Origin of the sequence: Amycolatopsis alba DSM 44262 (assembly GCF_000384215.1) — a bacterium.
Lineage (GTDB): Bacteria > Actinomycetota > Actinomycetes > Mycobacteriales > Pseudonocardiaceae > Amycolatopsis > Amycolatopsis alba.
On sequence record NZ_KB913032.1, the window covers coordinates 455,119 to 474,119 of the forward strand.

At 65.8% G+C, this 19,001-nt stretch carries 14 protein-coding genes and 2 rRNA genes; 2 read left to right on the forward strand and 14 right to left on the reverse strand.

What is annotated here, in order from left to right; translation table 11 throughout:
- Positions 1-66: 66 nt before the first annotated feature.
- The 5 genes from AMYAL_RS0102025 to AMYAL_RS0102045 all read right to left on the reverse strand — a co-directional run bounded on the left by AMYAL_RS0102025 (position 67) and on the right by AMYAL_RS0102045 (position 8,754).
- Positions 67-3,203, reverse strand: a 23S ribosomal RNA gene (locus AMYAL_RS0102025).
- Positions 3,204-3,521: 318 nt separating this feature from the next.
- Positions 3,522-5,038, reverse strand: a 16S ribosomal RNA gene (locus AMYAL_RS0102030).
- Together the 16S and 23S rRNA genes form the textbook arrangement of a ribosomal RNA operon.
- Before the next feature lie 352 nt (positions 5,039-5,390).
- The gene (gene tyrS / locus AMYAL_RS0102035) at positions 5,391-6,665 is read right to left on the reverse strand and encodes a tyrosine--tRNA ligase (protein WP_020629629.1); all 1,275 of its coding nucleotides are present in this window, start codon (positions 6,663-6,665) and stop codon (positions 5,391-5,393) included.
- 32 nt (positions 6,666-6,697) lie between these two features.
- Entirely contained in the window at positions 6,698-7,333 is a 636-nt protein-coding gene (locus tag AMYAL_RS0102040; RefSeq protein ID WP_093976513.1) for a DNA-3-methyladenine glycosylase, read from the reverse strand.
- A gap of 41 nt (positions 7,334-7,374) precedes the next feature.
- Entirely contained in the window at positions 7,375-8,754 is a 1,380-nt protein-coding gene (locus AMYAL_RS0102045; RefSeq protein ID WP_020629631.1) for a serine hydrolase domain-containing protein, read from the reverse strand.
- A gap of 34 nt (positions 8,755-8,788) precedes the next feature.
- Between AMYAL_RS0102045 and AMYAL_RS0102050 the strand changes: the two genes are divergently transcribed.
- Positions 8,789-9,475, forward strand: a complete 687-nt coding sequence (locus AMYAL_RS0102050) for a TetR/AcrR family transcriptional regulator C-terminal domain-containing protein (RefSeq protein ID WP_020629632.1) — start codon at positions 8,789-8,791, stop codon at positions 9,473-9,475.
- Positions 9,476-9,535: 60 nt separating this feature from the next.
- Here AMYAL_RS0102050 and argH read toward each other — a convergent pair whose 3' ends face one another.
- From argH to argC, 8 genes are read right to left on the reverse strand one after another with little or no spacing between them, the layout of a single operon-like run.
- On the reverse strand, positions 9,536-10,951 hold the full coding sequence (gene argH, locus AMYAL_RS0102055) for an argininosuccinate lyase (protein ID WP_020629633.1): 1,416 nt from the start codon (positions 10,949-10,951) through the stop codon (positions 9,536-9,538).
- Between the two features lie 27 nt (positions 10,952-10,978).
- A complete protein-coding gene (locus AMYAL_RS0102060) occupies positions 10,979-11,332 on the reverse strand; it encodes an adenine nucleotide alpha hydrolase family protein (protein WP_020629634.1) in 354 nt (117 codons plus the stop codon).
- Complete coding sequence (locus tag AMYAL_RS0102065; protein WP_020629635.1) at positions 11,322-11,843, reverse strand: arginine repressor; 522 nt, start codon at positions 11,841-11,843, stop codon at positions 11,322-11,324. Before AMYAL_RS0102065 ends, AMYAL_RS0102060 begins: the two co-directional genes overlap by 11 nt.
- The gene (argF, locus tag AMYAL_RS0102070; RefSeq protein ID WP_020629636.1) at positions 11,840-12,766 is read right to left on the reverse strand and encodes an ornithine carbamoyltransferase; all 927 of its coding nucleotides are present in this window, start codon (positions 12,764-12,766) and stop codon (positions 11,840-11,842) included. The genes AMYAL_RS0102065 and argF overlap by 4 nt, the downstream gene beginning before the upstream one ends.
- A gap of 16 nt (positions 12,767-12,782) precedes the next feature.
- Positions 12,783-13,976, reverse strand: a complete 1,194-nt coding sequence (locus AMYAL_RS0102075; protein WP_026466663.1) for an acetylornithine transaminase — start codon at positions 13,974-13,976, stop codon at positions 12,783-12,785.
- Positions 13,973-14,893, reverse strand: a complete 921-nt coding sequence (argB, locus tag AMYAL_RS0102080; RefSeq protein ID WP_020629638.1) for an acetylglutamate kinase — start codon at positions 14,891-14,893, stop codon at positions 13,973-13,975. The genes AMYAL_RS0102075 and argB overlap by 4 nt, the downstream gene beginning before the upstream one ends.
- A complete protein-coding gene (gene argJ / locus AMYAL_RS0102085; protein ID WP_020629639.1) occupies positions 14,890-16,050 on the reverse strand; it encodes a bifunctional glutamate N-acetyltransferase/amino-acid acetyltransferase ArgJ in 1,161 nt (386 codons plus the stop codon). Before argJ ends, argB begins: the two co-directional genes overlap by 4 nt.
- Positions 16,047-17,075 (reverse strand): N-acetyl-gamma-glutamyl-phosphate reductase, encoded by a 1,029-nt coding sequence (gene argC, locus AMYAL_RS0102090; protein WP_020629640.1) that lies wholly within the window; start codon positions 17,073-17,075, stop codon positions 16,047-16,049. The genes argJ and argC overlap by 4 nt, the downstream gene beginning before the upstream one ends.
- 102 nt (positions 17,076-17,177) lie before the next feature.
- On the opposite strand from argC, the gene AMYAL_RS0102095 reads away from it, so the two are divergent.
- Entirely contained in the window at positions 17,178-18,143 is a 966-nt protein-coding gene (locus AMYAL_RS0102095) for a helix-turn-helix transcriptional regulator (RefSeq protein ID WP_020629641.1), read from the forward strand.
- Between the two features lie 42 nt (positions 18,144-18,185).
- Here AMYAL_RS0102095 and AMYAL_RS0102100 read toward each other — a convergent pair whose 3' ends face one another.
- Positions 18,186-18,680, reverse strand: a complete 495-nt coding sequence (locus AMYAL_RS0102100; RefSeq protein WP_020629642.1) for a hypothetical protein — start codon at positions 18,678-18,680, stop codon at positions 18,186-18,188.
- Positions 18,681-19,001 lie beyond the last annotated feature (321 nt).

Genomic DNA, 19,001 nt, shown 5'->3' on the forward strand with positions numbered 1-19,001 from the left:
TTCCACCAATACAAATTGGTGGTTGTGTGGTGTTTCAGAGCTGTAGAGTGGATGCGTAACATCTTTGTGGGCAAGTCCTCGGCCTATTAGTACCAGTCAACTCGACAACACATTACTGTGCTTCCATTTCTGGCCTATCAACCCAATGGTCTGTTGGGGGCCTTAACCCACATGGGGTGGGATACCTCATCTTGGAACAGGCTTCCCGCTTAGATGCCTTCAGCGGTTATCCCTTCCGAACGTGGCCAACCAGCCATGCCACTGGCGTGACAACTGGCATACCAGAGGTTCGTCCGTCCCGGTCCTCTCGTACTAGGGACAGCCTTCCTCAAGTATCCTACGCGCGCGGCGGATAGGGACCGAACTGTCTCACGACGTTCTAAACCCAGCTCGCGTGCCGCTTTAATGGGCGAACAGCCCAACCCTTGGGACCTACTCCGGCCCCAGGATGCGACGAGCCGACATCGAGGTGCCAAACCATGCCGTCGATATGGACTCTTGGGCAAGATCAGCCTGTTATCCCCGGGGTACCTTTTATCCGTTGAGCGACACCCCTTCCACCAGGTGGTGCCGGATCACTAGTCCCGACTTTCGTCCCTGCTCGACATGTCTGTCTCACAGTCAAGCTCCCTTGTGCACTTGCACTCAACACCTGATTGCCAACCAGGCTGAGGGAACCTTTGGGCGCCTCCGTTACTCTTTAGGAGGCAACCGCCCCAGTTAAACTACCCATCAGGCACTGTCCCTGAACCAGATCATGGTCCGAGGTTCAGATTCCCAATCCGACCAGAGTGGTATTTCAACAACGACTCCACCAACACTAGCGTGCCAGCTTCACAGTCTCCCACCTATCCTACACAAGCCGAACCGAAAACCAATACCAAACTATAGTAAAGGTCCCGGGGTCTTTCCGTCCTGCCGCGCGTAACGAGCATCTTTACTCGTAGTGCAATTTCGCCGGGCCTGTGGTTGAGACAGCCGGAAAGTCGTTACGCCATTCGTGCAGGTCGGAACTTACCCGACAAGGAATTTCGCTACCTTAGGATGGTTATAGTTACCACCGCCGTTTACTGGCGCTTAAATTCTCAGCTTCACCCCGAAGGGTTAACCGGTCCTCTTAACGTTCCAGCACCGGGCAGGCGTCAGTCCATATACATCGTCTTGCGACTTCGCATGGACCTGTGTTTTTAGTAAACAGTCGCTTTCCGCTGGTCTCTGCGGCCACCCACCCCTAGCCCGCGAAGGGCTTCAGAGTGTTTGGCCCCCCTTCTCCCGAAGTTACGGGGGCATTTTGCCGAGTTCCTTAACCACAGTTCACCCGATCGCCTTAGTATTCTCTACCTGACCACCTGTGTTGGTTTGGGGTACGGGCCGTGCACGCACTCGCTAGAGGCTTTTCTCGGCAGCATAGGATCACTCTACTTCACCTCAATCGGCTACGCATCACGTCTCAGCCTTAATGAATGGCGGATTTGCCTACCATTCGGCCTACACGCTTACACCAGTACTACCACTCACTGGCGGAGCTACCTTCCTGCGTCACCCCATCACTCGACTACTACGGAATCAGATCCCACGCTCCACACTCGCGCATTCACCCGAAGGCTTCAACACGAGGCTTTGGGTGGTTAGTATCAACCGCCTCATCCTGGGCGCACGTGCTCGGGTACGGGAATATCAACCCGTTATCCATCGACTACGCCTGTCGGCCTCGCCTTAGGTCCCGACTTACCCTGGGCGGATTAGCCTGGCCCAGGAACCCTTGGTCATCCGGCGGCAGAGTTTCTCACTCTGCATTCGCTACTCATGCCTGCATTCTCACTCCCGCACCCTCCACGACTGGCTTCCGCCGCCGCTTCCCTGGATGCAGGACGCTCCCCTACCCATCCACACGACTGGACACTCCCTCAAGGGAAGCATCGATCTGTATGTGTGAATGACACAGCTTCGGCGGTGTGCTTAAGCCCCGCTACATTGTCGGCGCAGGACCACTTGACCAGTGAGCTATTACGCACTCTTTCAAGGGTGGCTGCTTCTAAGCCAACCTCCTGGTTGTCTGGGCAATCCCACATCCTTTCCCACTGAGCACACACTTAGGGGCCTTAGCTGGTGTTCTGGGCTGTTTCCCTCTCGACGACGAAGCTTATCCCCCGCCGTCTCACTGCCACACTCTCACACCACGGTATTCGGAGTTTGGTTGATTTCGGTAACCCGGTAAGGCCCCTAGACCATCCAGTAGCTCTACCCCCGCGGTGAAACATGTGACGCTGCACCTAAATGCATTTCGGGGAGAACCAGCTATCACGGAGTTTGATTGGCCTTTCACCCCTACCCACAGCTCATCCCCTCAGTTTTCAACCTAAGTGGGTTCGGCCCTCCACGTCGTCTTACCGACGCTTCAGCCTGGCCATGGGTAGATCACTCCGCTTCGGGTCTAGACCACGCGACTATATTCGCCCTATTCAGACTCGCTTTCGCTACGGCTACCCCACACGGGTTAACCTCGCCACGCAGCACTAACTCGCAGGCTCATTCTTCAAAAGGCACGCCATCACCTCAACATCACAAGGATGTGCTCGGGCTCTGACGGCTTGTAGGCACACGGTTTCAGGTACTCTTTCACTCCCCTCCCGGGGTACTTTTCATCTTTCCCTCACGGTACTAGTCCGCTATCGGTCTTCAGGAAGTATTTAGGCTTACCGGGTGGTCCCGGCAGATTCACAGCAAATTCCACGAGCTCGCTGCTACTCGGGAACACCAGACAAACAATCCACAACGTGTTTTCGCGTACGGGACTCTCACCCACTCCGGTCGCCCATCCCAAGGCGTTCCACTAACACGCGCAATCATTCCGAGGACTGTCAGATCCTCGACGCTGGGTCCCACAACACCACACACACAACGCCTGACAGCTTGACATGTGCATGGTTTAGCCTCTTCCGCTTTCGCTCGCCACTACTCACGGAATCACGGTTGTTTTCTCTTCCTACGGGTACTGAGATGTTTCACTTCCCCGCGTTCCCTCCACACACCCTATATATTCAGATGCGGGTAACACCACATAACTGGTGCTGGGTTTCCCCATTCGGAAATCCTCGGATCACAGCTCGGTTGACAGCTCCCCGAGGCATATCGCAGCCTCCCACGTCCTTCATCGGCTCCTGAAGCCAAGACATCCACCATGTGCCCTTAATAACTTGACCACAAAGATGCTCGCATCCACTCTACAGTTCTCAAACACCACACCAGAAACAAACAACCAGGGTGTGAACCCCTCGGCGTGTTGCCTCAGGACCCAACAGCATGCCAGCGAACAATGCTTCCAACCTCCCAGGAGCACCCGTTCCACGCACCCGAAAGTGCAGTACTAGAGCGTCCCGGCAAAAGCCGGCGACACCATGACCAGTAGTTCCACAATTCCTTGAGCAACCCAGGCAGAAACACATTCGGTTTCTAGGCCCGAGCCACTCCACAGTCTTGGTCTCGGGTATCCCGAGGACTGTGGATGTGTTGCTCCTTAGAAAGGAGGTGATCCAGCCGCACCTTCCGGTACGGCTACCTTGTTACGACTTCGTCCCAATCGCCAGTCCCACCTTCGACCACTCCCCCCGCTTACGCGGTTGGGCCATGGGCTTCGGGTGTTACCGACTTTCATGACGTGACGGGCGGTGTGTACAAGGCCCGGGAACGTATTCACCGCAGCGTTGCTGATCTGCGATTACTAGCGACTCCGACTTCACGCAGTCGAGTTGCAGACTGCGATCCGAACTGAGACCGGCTTTAAGGGATTCGCTCCACCTCGCGGTATCGCAGCCCTCTGTACCAGCCATTGTAGCATGTGTGAAGCCCTGGACATAAGGGGCATGATGACTTGACGTCATCCCCACCTTCCTCCGAGTTGNCCCCGGCAGTCTCCCACGAGTCCCCGCCATGACGCGCTGGCAACGTAGGATAAGGGTTGCGCTCGTTGCGGGACTTAACCCAACATCTCACGACACGAGCTGACGACAGCCATGCACCACCTGTACACCAACCACAAGGGAAGCCCCATCTCTGGGGATGTCTGGCGCATGTCAAGCCCAGGTAAGGTTCTTCGCGTTGCATCGAATTAATCCACATGCTCCGCCGCTTGTGCGGGCCCCCGTCAATTCCTTTGAGTTTTAGCCTTGCGGCCGTACTCCCCAGGCGGGGCGCTTAATGCGTTAGCTACGGCACGGACAACGTGGATGTCGCCCACACCTAGCGCCCAACGTTTACAGCGTGGACTACCAGGGTATCTAATCCTGTTCGCTCCCCACGCTTTCGCTCCTCAGCGTCAGTATCGGCCCAGAGACCCGCCTTCGCCACCGGTGTTCCTCCTGATATCTGCGCATTTCACCGCTACACCAGGAATTCCAGTCTCCCCTACCGAACTCAAGTCTGCCCGTATCGCCCGCACGCTCCACGTTAAGCGTGGAGTTTTCACGAACGACGCGACAAACCGCCTACGAGCTCTTTACGCCCAATAATTCCGGACAACGCTCGCACCCTACGTATTACCGCGGCTGCTGGCACGTAGTTAGCCGGTGCTTCTTATCCAGGTACCGTCACTTGCGCTTCGTCCCTGGCGAAAGAGGTTTACAACCCGAAGGCCGTCATCCCTCACGCGGCGTCGCTGCATCAGGCTTTCGCCCATTGTGCAATATTCCCCACTGCTGCCTCCCGTAGGAGTCTGGGCCGTGTCTCAGTCCCAGTGTGGCCGGTCACCCTCTCAGGCCGGCTACCCGTCGTCGCCTTGGTAGGCCATTACCCCACCAACAAGCTGATAGGCCGCGGGCTCATCCTGTACCGCCAGAACTTTCAACCAACCCCCATGCGAAGGTCGGTGATATCCGGTATTAGACCCAGTTTCCCAGGCTTATCCCAAAGTACAGGGCAGATTGCCCACGTGTTACTCACCCGTTCGCCACTAATCCACCCGAAGGCTTCATCGTTCGACTTGCATGTGTTAAGCACGCCGCCAGCGTTCGTCCTGAGCCAGGATCAAACTCTCCAACAATGTCAAATTTGATCGAGGCAAATAATACTTGCTCTCAAAGGAACCTCATACGAGGTTACATATACATAAGCTCTACTGGCTTAGTTCACTAGCACACTGTTGAGTTCTCAAGCAACACACCCCGAATCGCACCGAGCAAAACCCGGCCTTATCCGAAGCAGTCATTTCTAGCAGTTTTTGGTGGGACACCCACTCAATCGCCTGAGGCGAGAGCTTGGTTCGTGTCCCGGTCGGCCGCTCGGTTTCCCTGGCGACTTGGAGAACTTTACATGGCCGGAAAGGGCCCGAAACAGGGGGGTACCTTAACTGCGTTTTCGCAGGTCAAGGCCCCTGTTTCGGGCCGGGGCCGCGATCAGCCCCCGACGCGCACGCCGGCGACGTTGCGCTTGCCCTTGCGGACGACGAGCCAACGGCCGTGCAGAGCGTCGTCCGAGGACGGCGTCCACGCCTCGTCGGCGATCTTCGTGTTGTTGACGTACGCGCCGCCTTCCTTGACGGTGCGGCGCGCGGCGCCCTTGCTGTCGACGAGCCCGGCGGCGATCAGCAGGTCGACGATCGTCGACTCGCCGTTCGGGTCCACCTTGCCGTTCGGGACCTCGGCCATCGCGGCGTCGAGGGTCGACGAGTCGAGCTCACGCAGCTCTCCCCTGCCGAACAGCGCCTGGCTGGCGGCGATGACCTGCCGGGTCGCCTCCTCGCCGTGCACCAGGGTGGTGAAGTCCTCCGCCAGCTTCCGCTGCGCGGACCGCAGGTGAGGCCGCTGCTCGGTGTCCTCGGCGAGCGCCGCGATCTCCTCCTGCCCGAGGAAGGAGAACATCCTCAGGTAGCGGATGACGTCGGCGTCGGCGACGTTCACGAAGTACTGGAACCACGCGTACGGCGAGGTCATCTCCGGGTCGAGCCAGACGCTGCCGCCACCGGTGGACTTCCCGAACTTGCGTCCCTCGGTGTCGGTGACCAGCGGCGCGGTCAGCGCGTGCGTGTGCCCGCCGTCGGTCCGGCGGATCAGGTCGACGCCGCCGACGAGGTTGCCCCACTGGTCCGAGCCGCCGATCTGCAGCTTGCAGCCGTACTCGCGGTACAGGTGCAGGTAGTCCTGCGACTGCAGCAGCAGGTAGCTGAACTCGGTGTAGGACATGCCGTCGGCTTCGAGGCGGCGCTTGACCGTCTCCCGGTTCAGCATGGTGTTGACCGGGAAGTGCTTGCCGACGTCGCGCAGGAACTCGACCACGGTCTGCTTCCCGGTCCAGTTCAGGTTGTTCTCGATGACCGCGCCGGTCGGCGAGTCGTCGAAGTCGACGAACCGCTCCAGCTGACCGCGGATCCGGTCGGCCCATTCGGAGACGGTGTCCAGCGTGTTGAGGGTGCGTTCCCCCGTGTCACGCGGGTCGCCGATCATCCCGGTGGCAACACCCGCCAGCACGATCGGCCGGTGCCCGGCGCGCTGGAAGCGCGAGAGCATCAGGAGCGGGACCAGGTTGCCGGCGTGCAGGCTGGGCGCGGTCGGGTCGAATCCGCAATAGAGCGTGAGGGGCCCTTGGTCGAGGTCTCGCCGCAGTGCGTCGGTGTCGGTGGATTGCGCGATCAGGCCGCGCCAGGTCAGCTCGTCAAGGATGTGCTCGCTCACGCCTGTAGATCCTCCCGCACCAGGTCAACCGACTATCGGCCGGGGGCGGCCGCCCGTCGCTTGCCACCCCGGCGGTAGGTGGAGACCGCGGGCGACCCGTCGACCCAGAACCGCCACGGCGTGTCCATCGCCATCGCGACGCCGACACGTGGCCCGGTGCGGATGTCCGTTTCGGGGACGCGTTCGCCGGTGAACAGCCGGACGGGTGACGCGGGATCGGTCAGGTCGACGCCGTTCTCGGCCCGGTCGATGCCGAGTACCGAGGTGAGGATGGCCGGGCCTTTCGCGAGTTCGCCGTTGCCCCGCGCGGACGGCCTGCGCGCACGGGCGACGTCCGCTCCGGACACCACCTCCCCGGCGCGCAGCAGCACGGCGCCCGGCTGCCCGTCTTCGGTGCCGACGACGTTGGCGCAGAAGTGCATGCCGTAGACGAAGTACACGTACAGATGCCCCGCGGGCCCCCACATGACCGCGTTGCGCGGGGTCTTGCCTCGATAGCAGTGCGACGCGGGGTCGTCGAGTCCGCGATAGGCCTCGACCTCGACCAGGCGGACGGCGACCGTGCCGTCGGGACCGGTCGCTTCGATCACCGCGCCGAGCAGGAGTGTGGACAGCTCCACCGGGTCCAGTGCCAGCTCCCGCCGGGTGAACTGTCTGCCGGTCACCAACGTTCCGCACTCCCTTTCGCCGCGCTCTCCCGGAACCGACCTTAACCGGCGGCCCCGATCTTCGGCGCGACCCGCATGCTGGTGTGGCAGCACCCGGTGCCGTCGGGGAGTTTCGTGAACAGCACCGGCATCCAGTCGTCGCCGAACGTCGGGTTCATGCCGGCGAAGACGTTCTCCGAGACGGGCACCAGATCCGCCTCGATCGGCGGGGCGATGCCCTCAAGTCCGTCGGCGAACTCGTAGACAAAGCGCAGCTTCCCTTCGGTCTCCGTGACGGTGATGATCACGCCTTCGCGGCGATAGGTGCCCGCGAAGGGTCCGACGTCGACTGAGGGAGGTGTCGCAGGCGGGGCGAAGTCGGCGGGCACCTGGACGCCGCCGAGTTCGCCGAGCAGCTCCCTTGCCAGCTCCATGTACAGCCTGTCGGTCGTGCCGCTGTTGGTGAGCAGGGCGAAGGCCAGTCCGGCTTCCGGCACCACCCGCAGGTAGGAGCGCTGCCCGATCGACGATCCGTTGTGCCCGAAGCCCTGGACGCCGTTCCAGTCGTGGACCGAGACGCCGAGTCCCCAGCCTTCGGAACCGAGCGTCCATTTGTCAGGCACCTCGGCCTCGCGGCGTCGCATCTCGGCCACCGTCTCCGCCGCGAGCACGCGGGTGCCGTCAGCAGCTTTGCCGTCCAGCAGCATCCGGGCGAAGCGGACGACGTCGCCCGCGGTGGCGAGGACCCGCCCGTAAGGACCGGCGTTGCGGGGCAGAAGATCCCAGGCGGCTGTCGGCTCTTGTCCGAGGTGCCCCATCGCCACGCGGAACCGCAGCGCCTCTTCGGGCAGGGTCATCGTCTCCGTGAGCCCGAGCGGCGTGACGATCCGCTCCCGCAGGGCGTCGTCCCAGGTCAGGCCGGTGAGCACTTCGACGATCCGGCCGAGCACGGCGTACCCGACGCTGCTGTAGGACGCGGTCGTGCCCGGCGGGCAGTCGAGCGCCACTCCCCTGGCTGCCTCGACGTACTTGGCGAGGCAGTCGTCGCCGCGGCCGGTGTCCTCCATGAAATCGCAGGTGAGCCCGCCGGTGTGACTGAGCAGCTGCCGGGCGGTGATGGTCTTCGTCGCCGCCGGATCGACGGTCGCGAACTCGGGAAGCACCTCGACGACCGGCGTGTCGAGGTCCAGGCGTCCCTCCTCGGCCAGCCCCAGTACCAAGGCGGCCGTGTAGACCTTCGCGATCGAGCCGAGCTGGAACACCGAATCGGTGGTCGCCTCCACGCCGGTTCCCCGGTGCAGGATCCCGCCTGCCAGCTCGTGAATCTCGTCGTTGACCAGAACGGCGAGTGTCGCCCCAGGCACCCCGTGCTCGGACCGCAGGTCGTCGAGCCGGGACTGCCAGTGGGCTTTGTCGAACGTTGTCCGTACACTGTTAGGCATATCGAACACTGTACGGAAAAGTGAAGGAACGCGGATGTCGGTGTGGGCTCGTCCCCCGAAACGAAAGCGGTCGCTGAGCCGGGAGCAGATCGTCTCCGCGGCCATCGAACTCCTCGACGCCGACGGCATCGAGGCGCTGAGCATGCGCAAGCTCGGTGTCCGGCTCGGCGTGGCCGCCCCGTCGATGTACACCCACGTGGCCAGTAAGGACGAGCTGGTCGAACTGGTCGTCGACGAGGTGTACGGCGAGGTCGCGATCCCGGAGCCGGGTCCGTGGCGAGCAGAGGCGACACGGTTCGCGCGCGACCTGCGTTCGGTGTTCCTGCGCCACGCGTGGATCGGCTCGCTGCTCGGCGAGACCGGCGTGGCGTATCTGGGGCCGAACGTCCTGAGGATGTCGGAAGCGGCACTGACGTTGTTCGAAGAGGCCGGTTTCTCGCTGGAAGACGCGGATCTGGCGTGGAACACGGTCATGGCGTTCGTCGTCGGACGGGCCATCAGCGAGGCCGCTTGGCTCACGACGCTCAACCGCAGTGGGCAGACCGAGCAGGAATGGAAGGACCGCCTGTGGCCCGCGGCCAAGCAGGCTGTGCGGGATCACCCGCGCCTCAAGAAGCTGTACGCGGCCCAGCGAACCAGGGAACCCGGCGAGACCAACGACGCGGACTTCGCGCGCGGTCTCGACTGCGTCCTCGACGGGCTGGCAGCAAAGCTCCCTTGATACGCGTGAAGGCCTCTTCCCTCGGCTGAGCAGAGGGAAGAGGCCTTCACACGCAGCTGTCTAGCTCAGCCAGGCGCGGTGTTCGGCGACCCGCGCGACCAGCCGGTCCCGCTGCTCGGCGACCCGCGCCGGAGCGGTACCGCCACGGGCGTCGCGCGAGCTCACCGAACCCTCGACGGTCAGCACTTCGCGCACGGCGGGTGTCAGCGCCGGGTTGATCTTCTCGAACTCTTCGTCGGTCAGTTCGTCGAGGCCGACCCCGCGGCCCTCCGCGACGCGGACGCTCTCCCCCGCCGCTTCGTGCGCGACACGGAACGGAACCCCTTGGCGCACAAGCCATTCGGCGATGTCCGTGGCGAGGGTGAATCCGGCGGGGGCCAGTTGGGCGAGCCGGTCGGTGTGGAAGGTCAGCGTCTCGAGCATGCCCGCGATCGCCGGGAACAGCAGTTCCAGCTGCTCGACGGAGTCGAAGACCGGCTCCTTGTCCTCCTGCAGATCCCGGTTGTACGCGAGCGGCTGGGCCTTGAGTGTCGCGAGCAGACCGGTCAGATTGCCGATGAGCCGTCCGGCCTTGCCGCGGGTCAGCTCGGCGACGTCCGGGTTCTTCTTCTGCGGCATGATCGAGCTGCCGGTCGCCCAGGCGTCGTCGAGGGTGACGTAACCGAATTCGGCGGTGTTCCAGATGATCACCTCTTCGGCGATCCTGGACAGGTTGACCGCGAGCATCGCGACGTCGAAGGCGAACTCGGCGACGAAGTCCCGCGAGGCGGTGCCGTCGATGGAGTTCTCGACACTGGTGTCGAAGCCCAGTTCGGCTGCGACGGCCTCGGGGTCGAGTCCGAGCGAGGAACCCGCGAGCGCGCCGGAACCGTAGGGGGATTCGGCGGTGCGGACGTCCCAGTCACGCAACCGGGTGACGTCGCGCAGCAGCGACTGGCCGTGCGCGAGCAGGTGATGCGCCAGCAGGACCGGCTGGGCGTGCTGCAGGTGGGTGCGGCCCGGAAGGATCGCGTCCGGGTGCCGCTTCGCCTGCGAAACCAGCGCGTCGACGACGCCGAGGGTGCCGGCGACCACGCGGCGGGCGGCGTCCCGCAGCCACATCCGGAACAACGTCGCGACCTGGTCGTTGCGCGAACGGCCCGCCCGCAGCTTGCCGCCGAGCTCGGTGCCCGCCCGCTCCAGCAGGCCGCGTTCGAGCGCGGTGTGGACGTCCTCGTCGGCGACGGTCGGGGTGAACGCGCCCGAGGCGACGTCCTGCGCGAGGGTGTCCAGCGCGGCGAGCATGCCGGTCAGCTCGTCATCGGTGAGCAGTCCCGCCTTCCGCAGCACTCGCGCGTGTGCCCTCGACCCGGCGATGTCGTACGGCGCCAGCCGCCAGTCGAAATGGGTCGACGCGCTCAGCGCCGCCATCGCCTCCGCCGGCCCGCTGGCGAACCGGCCGCCCCACAGCTGCACCGGCTGCTCATTCCCGCTCACGACACTCCTCGAATTCCTTGGTTCTCTTCAGGCGACTGACCGGTCGAAGGTAGCGCCTGTGGTGAAGTCGTACAGCGCGCGCTCGTCGCGCGCGGAGTTCACGACCGCGTTTCCGCGGTGCAAGACCAGGCAGACTTCGCCGGACACCTGCCCGATACTGACCTTTTTCAGTTCTTCGTACGCCCTGATGAGCGCGAGCGCGGCGGGACTCTCGTAGATCCCGCGCCCTGTGAGCCCGAAGGCGCCGAGACGGCGATTCAGCTCCTGGAAGGCTTCCAGCAGCGTCACGGTCTCCCCGTCGATCGCGACCGGCACCCCTTCGTCGAAGGTGATGACCAGCTTCTCCGGATCTTCCGGGAAGGCGAACCCGTCAGGCGTCACCTTCGGTCTCCTCACCGCCGTCCACTGTGGACGACCGTCGGGCCAGCGCCATGAAACGCTCGGCCAGGTCTTTGCCGGACAACGGCTCCCTCGCGATCACGGCGACCGTGTCGTCGCCCGCGATCGAACCGACGACCTCCTCCAGCGCCGCCCTGTCGATGGCGCTGGCGAGGAACTGCGCCGCGCCCGGCGGCGTGCGCAGCACCGTCAGGTTCCCCGACGAGTCCGCCGAAACGAGCAGCTCGGCGAGCAACCGCGAAAGCCGGGACGTACCGCCCTGCACCCCGCGTACCGGGCTGCCGTCCTCCGGGATGACGTACACCGGTGCGCCGGAATCGGCGCCCCGCAGCTTCACCGCGCCCAGTTCGTCGAGGTCCCGCGACAACGTCGCCTGGGTGACGTCGATACCTTCCGCCGCCAGGAGCTTCGCGAGCTCCGTCTGGCTTCGGATGGCCATCGACGACACGAGTTCGTTGATCCTGGCCTGCCGGGTGACTCTGCTTCCGGTCATCGTCGCTCCTGGCCCAGCAGCCAGACCAGCAGAGCTTTCTGCGCGTGCAGCCGGTTTTCGGCCTCGTCCCAGACCGCGCTCGACGGGCCGTCGATGACCTCGTCGGTGATCTCCCAGCCGCGGTGCGCGGGCAGGCAGTGCAGCACGATCGCCTCGTCGGCGGCGCGGCGCATCAGCGCGGTGTTGACCTGCAGCTCGCGGAACGGGCCGACCCGGTCGAGGCCGTCGTTCTCCTGGCCCATCGAAGTCCAGGTGTCGGTGACGACGACGTCCGCGCCTTCGACGGCGGCGTACGGGTCGGTGAAGACCGTGGTGCTGCCGCCGGTTTCAGTCGAACGGTGCTTGGCGTCGAGCATGACCTGCTGATCCGGCTGGAAGCCCTCCGGCGAGACGACGCGCACGTGCATCCCCGCCGTGGTGCCGCCCAGCAGCAGCGAATGCGCCATGTTGTTGGCGCCGTCGCCGAGGTAGACGAGGGTGAGCCCGGCGAGCTTGCCCTTCCGCTCGCGGATGGTCATCAGGTCGGTGAGCACCTGGCACGGGTGGAACTCGTCGGTGAGCGCGTTGATCACCGGGATACTCGCCGCCGAGGCCATCGCGTCGATGCGTTTCTGGGCGAAGGTCCGCCAGACGATCGCGTCCAGGTACCGCGAAAGCACCCGCGAGGTGTCCTCGATGGTCTCTTCGCGGCCGAGCTGCATGGAGCGACCGTCGACGATCACGGGGTTGCCGCCGAGCTGGGCGATGCCCACCTCGAAGGAGAACCTGGTCCGGGTGGAGTTCTTCTCGAAGATCGCCGCGACGGATTTGCCCTCCAGCGCGCGGGAGCTCAGCGGCTCGGCCTTCAGCTGGTCGGCGAGGTCCAGGATCTCGGCCTGTTCGGCAGGGCTGAGATCGTCGTCACGGAGGAAGTTGCGGAGCATGCGTTTCGTCTCTGTCCTAGGTGGTGGTGGAATCGAGCGCCCCTGGAAGGGCTTCGAGGAATCCCGCGGCCTCATCGACGCTCAGGATCAGCGGCGGTGCCAGCCGGATGGTGTTCGGGGCGATCGGGTTGACCAGGTACCCCGCGTCCTGCGCGGCCTTGGCGACCGCCGCCGAGACCGGTTCGCGCAGCGCGATGCCGAGCAGCAGCCCGGCACCGCGGACCCCGGACACCAGCGGGTGGCCGAGCTCCTCCACACGAGAGGCGATGTCCTTGCCCAGGGCGGAAACGTGGTCGTTCAGGTTGTCCTTGGCGATGGTCTTGAGCACGGCGAGCCCGGCCGCGCAGCAGATCGGGTTGCCGCCGAAGGTGGTCCCGTGGTGGCCCGGCTTGATCAGGTCTCCCGCCTCGCCGACGCCGATGACCGCGCCGAGGGGCAGTCCGCCGCCGAGTCCCTTCGCCAGGGTGACGAGGTCCGGGACGACGCCGGCGTGCTGGAAGGCGAACCACGCGCCGGTGCGGCCGATGCCGGTCTGCACCTCGTCGAGGACCAGCAGGGTCCCGGTCGCCTTGGTGATCTCCCGTGCCGCCTGGAGGTAGCCGTCCGGCGCCGGGATGACACCCGCTTCCCCGAGAATCGGCTCGAGGAACACCGCCGCCGTGTCTGCGTCCACCGCGGCGCGAAGCGCGTCGATGTCACCGTAGGGAACGTGGGTGACACCGGGGACCAGCGGCTTGAACGGGTCCCGCTTCGACGGCTGGCCGGTCAGTGTCAGCGCGCCCATCGTGCGGCCGTGGAAGGCACCCTCACAGGCGACGATCTTGGTCCGCCCGGTGAGCCTGCTGATCTTCAGCGCGGCCTCGTTGGCTTCCGCGCCGGAGTTGACGAACAGCACCTTCGCGTTGCCGGACAGACCGGCGACGTCCAGGAGTGTTTCGGCGAGTTCGACGGCGACCGGGTTCACGTAGAGGTTCGAGGTGTGGCCGAGTTTCGCGACCTGTTCGGTGACCGCGGCGACCACGGCGGGGTGCGCGTGCCCCAGCGCGTTGACCGCGATGCCGCCCAGCAGGTCGACGTACGGCTTGCCGTCGGCGTCCCAGACCGTCGCGCCCTCGCCTCGGACCAGGGTCAGCGCCGGGGTGCCGTAGTTGTCCATGAGGGACGACTTCCAGCGCTCCTGGCCGTCTGCATTGGACTCGGACGTGGTCACGGGAGCTCCGTTTCGGGGAAGACCATGGTACCGATGCCGCGGGAGGTGAAAACCTCCAGAAGCACCGAATGGGCGATGCGGCCGTCGATCACGTGCGCGCGGCGGACACCGCCGCGGATGGCGCGCACGCAGGCCTCCATCTTCGGGATCATGCCGCTGGCGAGGCCGGGAAGCAGGGTTTCGAGGCGGTCCACGCGGATCCGGTCGACCAGCGAACTCCGGTCCGGCCAGTTGGCGTAAAGGCCTTCGACGTCGGTGAGCACGACGAGCTTTTCCGCGCCGAGCGCGGCGGCCAGCGCACCGGCGGCGGTGTCGGCGTTGATGTTGTGCACGACGCCGTCGACGTCCGGGGCCACGGTGGACACCACCGGGATCCGGCCCGCGTTGACGATGTCGAGCACCGCGTCCGGGTTGACCTCGGAGACCTCGCCGACGAGCCCGATGTCGACCGGCACACCGTCCACGGTGGCCTGTTTGCGTTCGGCGGTGAACAGCCGCGCGTCCTCGCCGGAGATGCCGACCGCGTACGGGCCGTGCGCGTTGATCAGCCCGACCAGTTCGCGGCTGACCTGGCCGGTCAGCACCATGCGGACGATGTCCATCGTCTCGGGGGTGGTGACCCGCAGGCCGCCCTTGAACTCGCCTTCGACGCCGAGCCGGGTGAGCATCGCGGTGATCTGCGGGCCGCCGCCGTGCACCACCACCGGACGCAGCCCGGCCATGCGCAGGAAGACCATGTCCTCGGCGAAGGCCTGCTTGAGGCTCTCGTCGATCATGGCGTTGCCGCCGTACTTGACCACGACGGTGGCACCGTGGAAGCGCTGCAGCCAGGGCAGGGCTTCGATCAGGATCGCGGCCTTCTCGGCGGCCGTCGCGAGCCGCTCGTCCGCGGGGACCGTGGATTCGGAAGGGCTCATGACGAGTACGCGCTGTTCTCTTCGACGTACGCGTGCGAGAGGTCGGTCGTGTAGATCGTCGACTCCCCCTCGCCGAGGCCGAGGTCGACGACGATCTTGATGTCCCGGCCCGAGAGATCCGCCTCGGAGCGGTCCGCCGCCGGGGTGCCCTTGGCGAACAGGGTGACGCCGTTGATCGCGATGGCGACCTTCTCCGGGTCGATCTCCGCGGGCACCCGGCCCAGCGCCATGGCGATGCGGCCCCAGTTCGGGTCCGAACCGAACAGCGCGGTCTTGACCAGGTTGTCCTCGGCGATCGTCCGGCCGACGGCGATGGCGTCCGCCTCGCTCGCCGCGCCGGTGACCGTGACGTCGACGTATTTGGTCGCGCCTTCGGAGTCCGCGCGCAGTTGCAGCACGAGGTCGAGGCTGACGGCGGTGAGCAGTTCGGTCAGTTCGGCCTCGGTCGGCTCGACGCCGCTGGCGCCGGAGGCGAGGACGAGCACGGTGTCGTTGGTGGAGGTGCCGCCGTCGACGTCGAGCCTGTCGAAGGTCACGCCGGTGGCGGCGCGCAGGGCCCTGTCGAGGACTTCGGGCGTGACGACGGCGTCGGTGGTGAGGACGGAGAGCATCGTCGCGAGGTTCGGGGCGAGCATGCCCGCGCCCTTGGCGAACCCGCCGACGCTCCAGCCGCTGTCGTGCTTCGCGGCCGCTTGCTTCGGCTTGCTGTCGGTGGTCATGACCGCGGTGGCGGCGTTGAGGTCGGCTCCGCCACCGGTGCCGAGTTCCCCGAAGGCGGCGTCCACGCCGGAGAGCAGCGCGTCCATCGGCAGCCGCTCGCCGATCAGACCGGTCGAGCAGACAGCGACCTCGATCGCCCCGGCCTCGAAGAGCCCGGCGACCTTCTCGGCGGTCTGGTGGGTGTCCTGGAAACCGCCGGGACCGGTGGCGGCGTTCGCGCCACCGGAGTTGAGGACGACGGCCTTCAGCCGCTGCTGCTTCAGTACCTCTTGCGACCACAGGACGGGCGCGGCCTTGATCACGTTGCGCGTGAACACGCCTGCCGCGACCTGCAGCGGCCCGTCGTTGACGACGAGCGCGAGGTCGAGCTTGCCCTCGGCCTTGATCCCGGCGGCGACGCCCGCGGCACGGAATCCCTTCGGCTGGGTGACGGTCACGGAGCCACTCCTACGGTCGGTAGTCCGGTGGTTTCGGGGAGGCCGAGCGCGATGTTCATCGACTGGACGGCGCCTCCCGCGGTGCCCTTGGTCAGGTTGTCGATGGCCGCGACCACGATCAGGCGCCGGGTGTCGGCGTCCACGGTGACCTGCAGCTGGACGTTGTTCGAGCCGACCACCGAAGCCGACGACGGCCACCGGCCGACAGGCAGCAGCTGGACGAACGGCTCGGTGGCGTACGCCTTTTCGTAGACCTCGCGGGCGCCGTCGGCGTCCAGGTCGGTCTTGAGGGCGGCGCTCGCGGTGGTGAGGATCCCTCGCGGCATCGGGGCCAGCACGGGGGTGAACGAGACCTTGACCCGTTCTCCCGAGACCGCCGAGAGGTTCTGCGCGAATTCGGGGGTGTGGCGGTGGGCGCCGCCGACGCCGTACGCGGTGGCCGAACCCATCACCTCCGAACCGAGGAGGTTCGGCTTGAGGCTCTTGCCCGCGCCCGAGGTCCCGGTCACGGCGACGACGTTGACCTCCGGCTCGACCAGGCCCGCCGCGAGGGCCGGGGCGAGGGCGATCGAACCGCCGGTCGGGAAGCAGCCGGGGACCGCGATGCGTTTGGTCCCGGCGAGGCGCTCGCGGGCGCCGGGGAGTTCGGGGAGCCCGTACGGCCATTGGCCGGCATGGTCGCCGCCGTACCAGCGCTGCCAGTCGGCCGCGTCGGAGAGGCGGTGGTCCGCGCCGAGGTCGACCACCAGGACGTCCGGGCCCAGTTGCGCGGCGATGGCACCGGAGTGACCATGCGGCAGGGCGAGGAAGACGACGTCGTGCCCGGCCAGCGTGTCCGGGGTCGTCTCCAGGAGGACACGGTCGGCCAGCGGCGCGAGATGCGGCTGGTGCTGGACGAGCGGCGTCCCCGCGGAGCTGGCCGCGGTGAGCGCGCCGATCTGGATTTCGGGATGGGTGAGCAGCAGGCGCAGGAGTTCGCCACCCGCGTACCCGCTGGCTCCGGCCACCGCGATCTTCACCGTCATACGTATGATTATGCACAGCCGTGCAAGTTCAATCAAACAAAGGTCGCGCGGCTCACCCGATTTAGGCCATCCCCTGTCCCTTGTCCGAGGCATCCTTGCGGCATGACAGACACGCCCGCCCGGCTGCTCAGCCTGCTGTCGCTCTTGCAGACCCCTCGGGAGTGGCCCGGCAGCGAGCTCGCCGAACGGCTGGAGGTCAGCCCGCGGACCATCCGGCGCGACATCGACCGGCTGCGCGAGCTCGGTTACCCCGTCGAGGCGTCGCGAGGCTCCGAAGGCGGCTACCGGCTGGGCGCGGGCGCGGCCATGCCGCCACTGCTACTCGACGACGAGGAAGCCATCGCGATCGCCGTCGGTCTCCGGGGCGCCGCAGGCCAGGCGATCTCGGGCATCGAGGAGTCTTCGGTGCGGGCGCTGGCGAAACTCGAGCAGGTGCTGCCCTCGCGGCTGCGGTACCGCGTCGGCGCGCTGGGCGCCGCGACCGTGCCGCTGCCCGGCACCGGCCCCGCCGTGGACCCGGAACACCTCACCGTCTTCGCGGGCGCGATCGCCAACACCGAAAGGACGCGGTTCGCCTACCGCACCGGCGACGGCACCGAATCCCGGCGGCATGTCGAACCGCACCGGCTCGTCTCGGCCAGGCACCGCTGGTACCTGCTCGGCTACGACCTCGACCGGGACGGCTGGCGGATCTTCCGCGCGGACCGGATCTCCGGACCACGGGCCACCGGCGGCCGGGCAACGCCGAGACAGCCACCCGCGGAGGACGTGGCGGCCTATGTCACCGACAAGATGTACAGCCTCCTTCCCACTTACCGCGCACGCGTGACCTTGCACGCGCCGTTGAGCCAGGTCTCCCCCGCGATCGGGGACAACGTCGGCGAACTCGAACAGGTCGACGACGAGACCTGCGTCCTGAACGCGGGCACGGACACCCTGGACTGGCTCGCGTTCCGAATCCTCGGGCTCGGCTGCGAATTCACCGTGCACGAACCGCCGGAACTGATCAGCCACCTCCGGGAGATGGCGGCACGAGCCGAGCGCGGCACGAAGTCCACAGTGGACTGACGGCGGCCGCGAGAGCCGGATGACCCTCGCGGCCGCCTGGATTCAGCCGAGTTCACCCACCTCTCGACGGCTCGGCGGGATCGGGAGATACGCGCCCCGGCGCTCGGGGTCGCAGCCGACCCTGGGCAGCCGGGCCCGGATCCCGCCTGGCGTCCGCTCGAAGCGCCGCGCGATCTCCTCGACGCTTTCCCCGGCCAGCCAACGGCTTTCCAGTTCAGCGTCCAGCTCCTCGGACCACGGCAGGCCCTGATGCGCGGGGCGGTCGGCCGATCTTCGGCGGCCGTTCCGGCCGTTGCCACGACCGGCGAACGCCATCAGCGTGTCGGAAAGGACTGTCGCCAAGGCAGGTACGGCCTCGGCGTCGATATCGAGCCTGCCTTCGGCGACAGGCTCCTCCTGCGGTCCGGCTCCGCCGACCATGACGGTCACCCAGCGGTCTTCCCCGGCCGCGCCGCCACCCTCACGGGCGGCGACCTCGATGCGATAAACGGTGTCTTGCACGCGGATCTCGGTCCGGTGCTCTTCGACGATGGTCATGGCGGGAACGCTAACGGACGGCTCCGACAATTCCGGGGCCCGGCGAGGGGGATTCGCTCCGGGGCGGTGGATGACCGGTACTTTCATCGCTTTTCGGGACGAGAGGGTGCCGGTCATGGCCAGTTGTCCGTCGCATTCAGAGGACCAATCGCGATGAGCGGGCGGGATCGAGTCCTGTAGTGAGCCCCCGCCGAGAAGCGTTGCGAAAGCCACTTTCACAACGTTGAAGGTTGCGAAAGTGGCTTTCGCAACACCCGGCTGCCGGGTTGCGCACCACCGCACCCAAAGGAAATGCCCCGGCCCGGAGAACCGGGCCGGGGC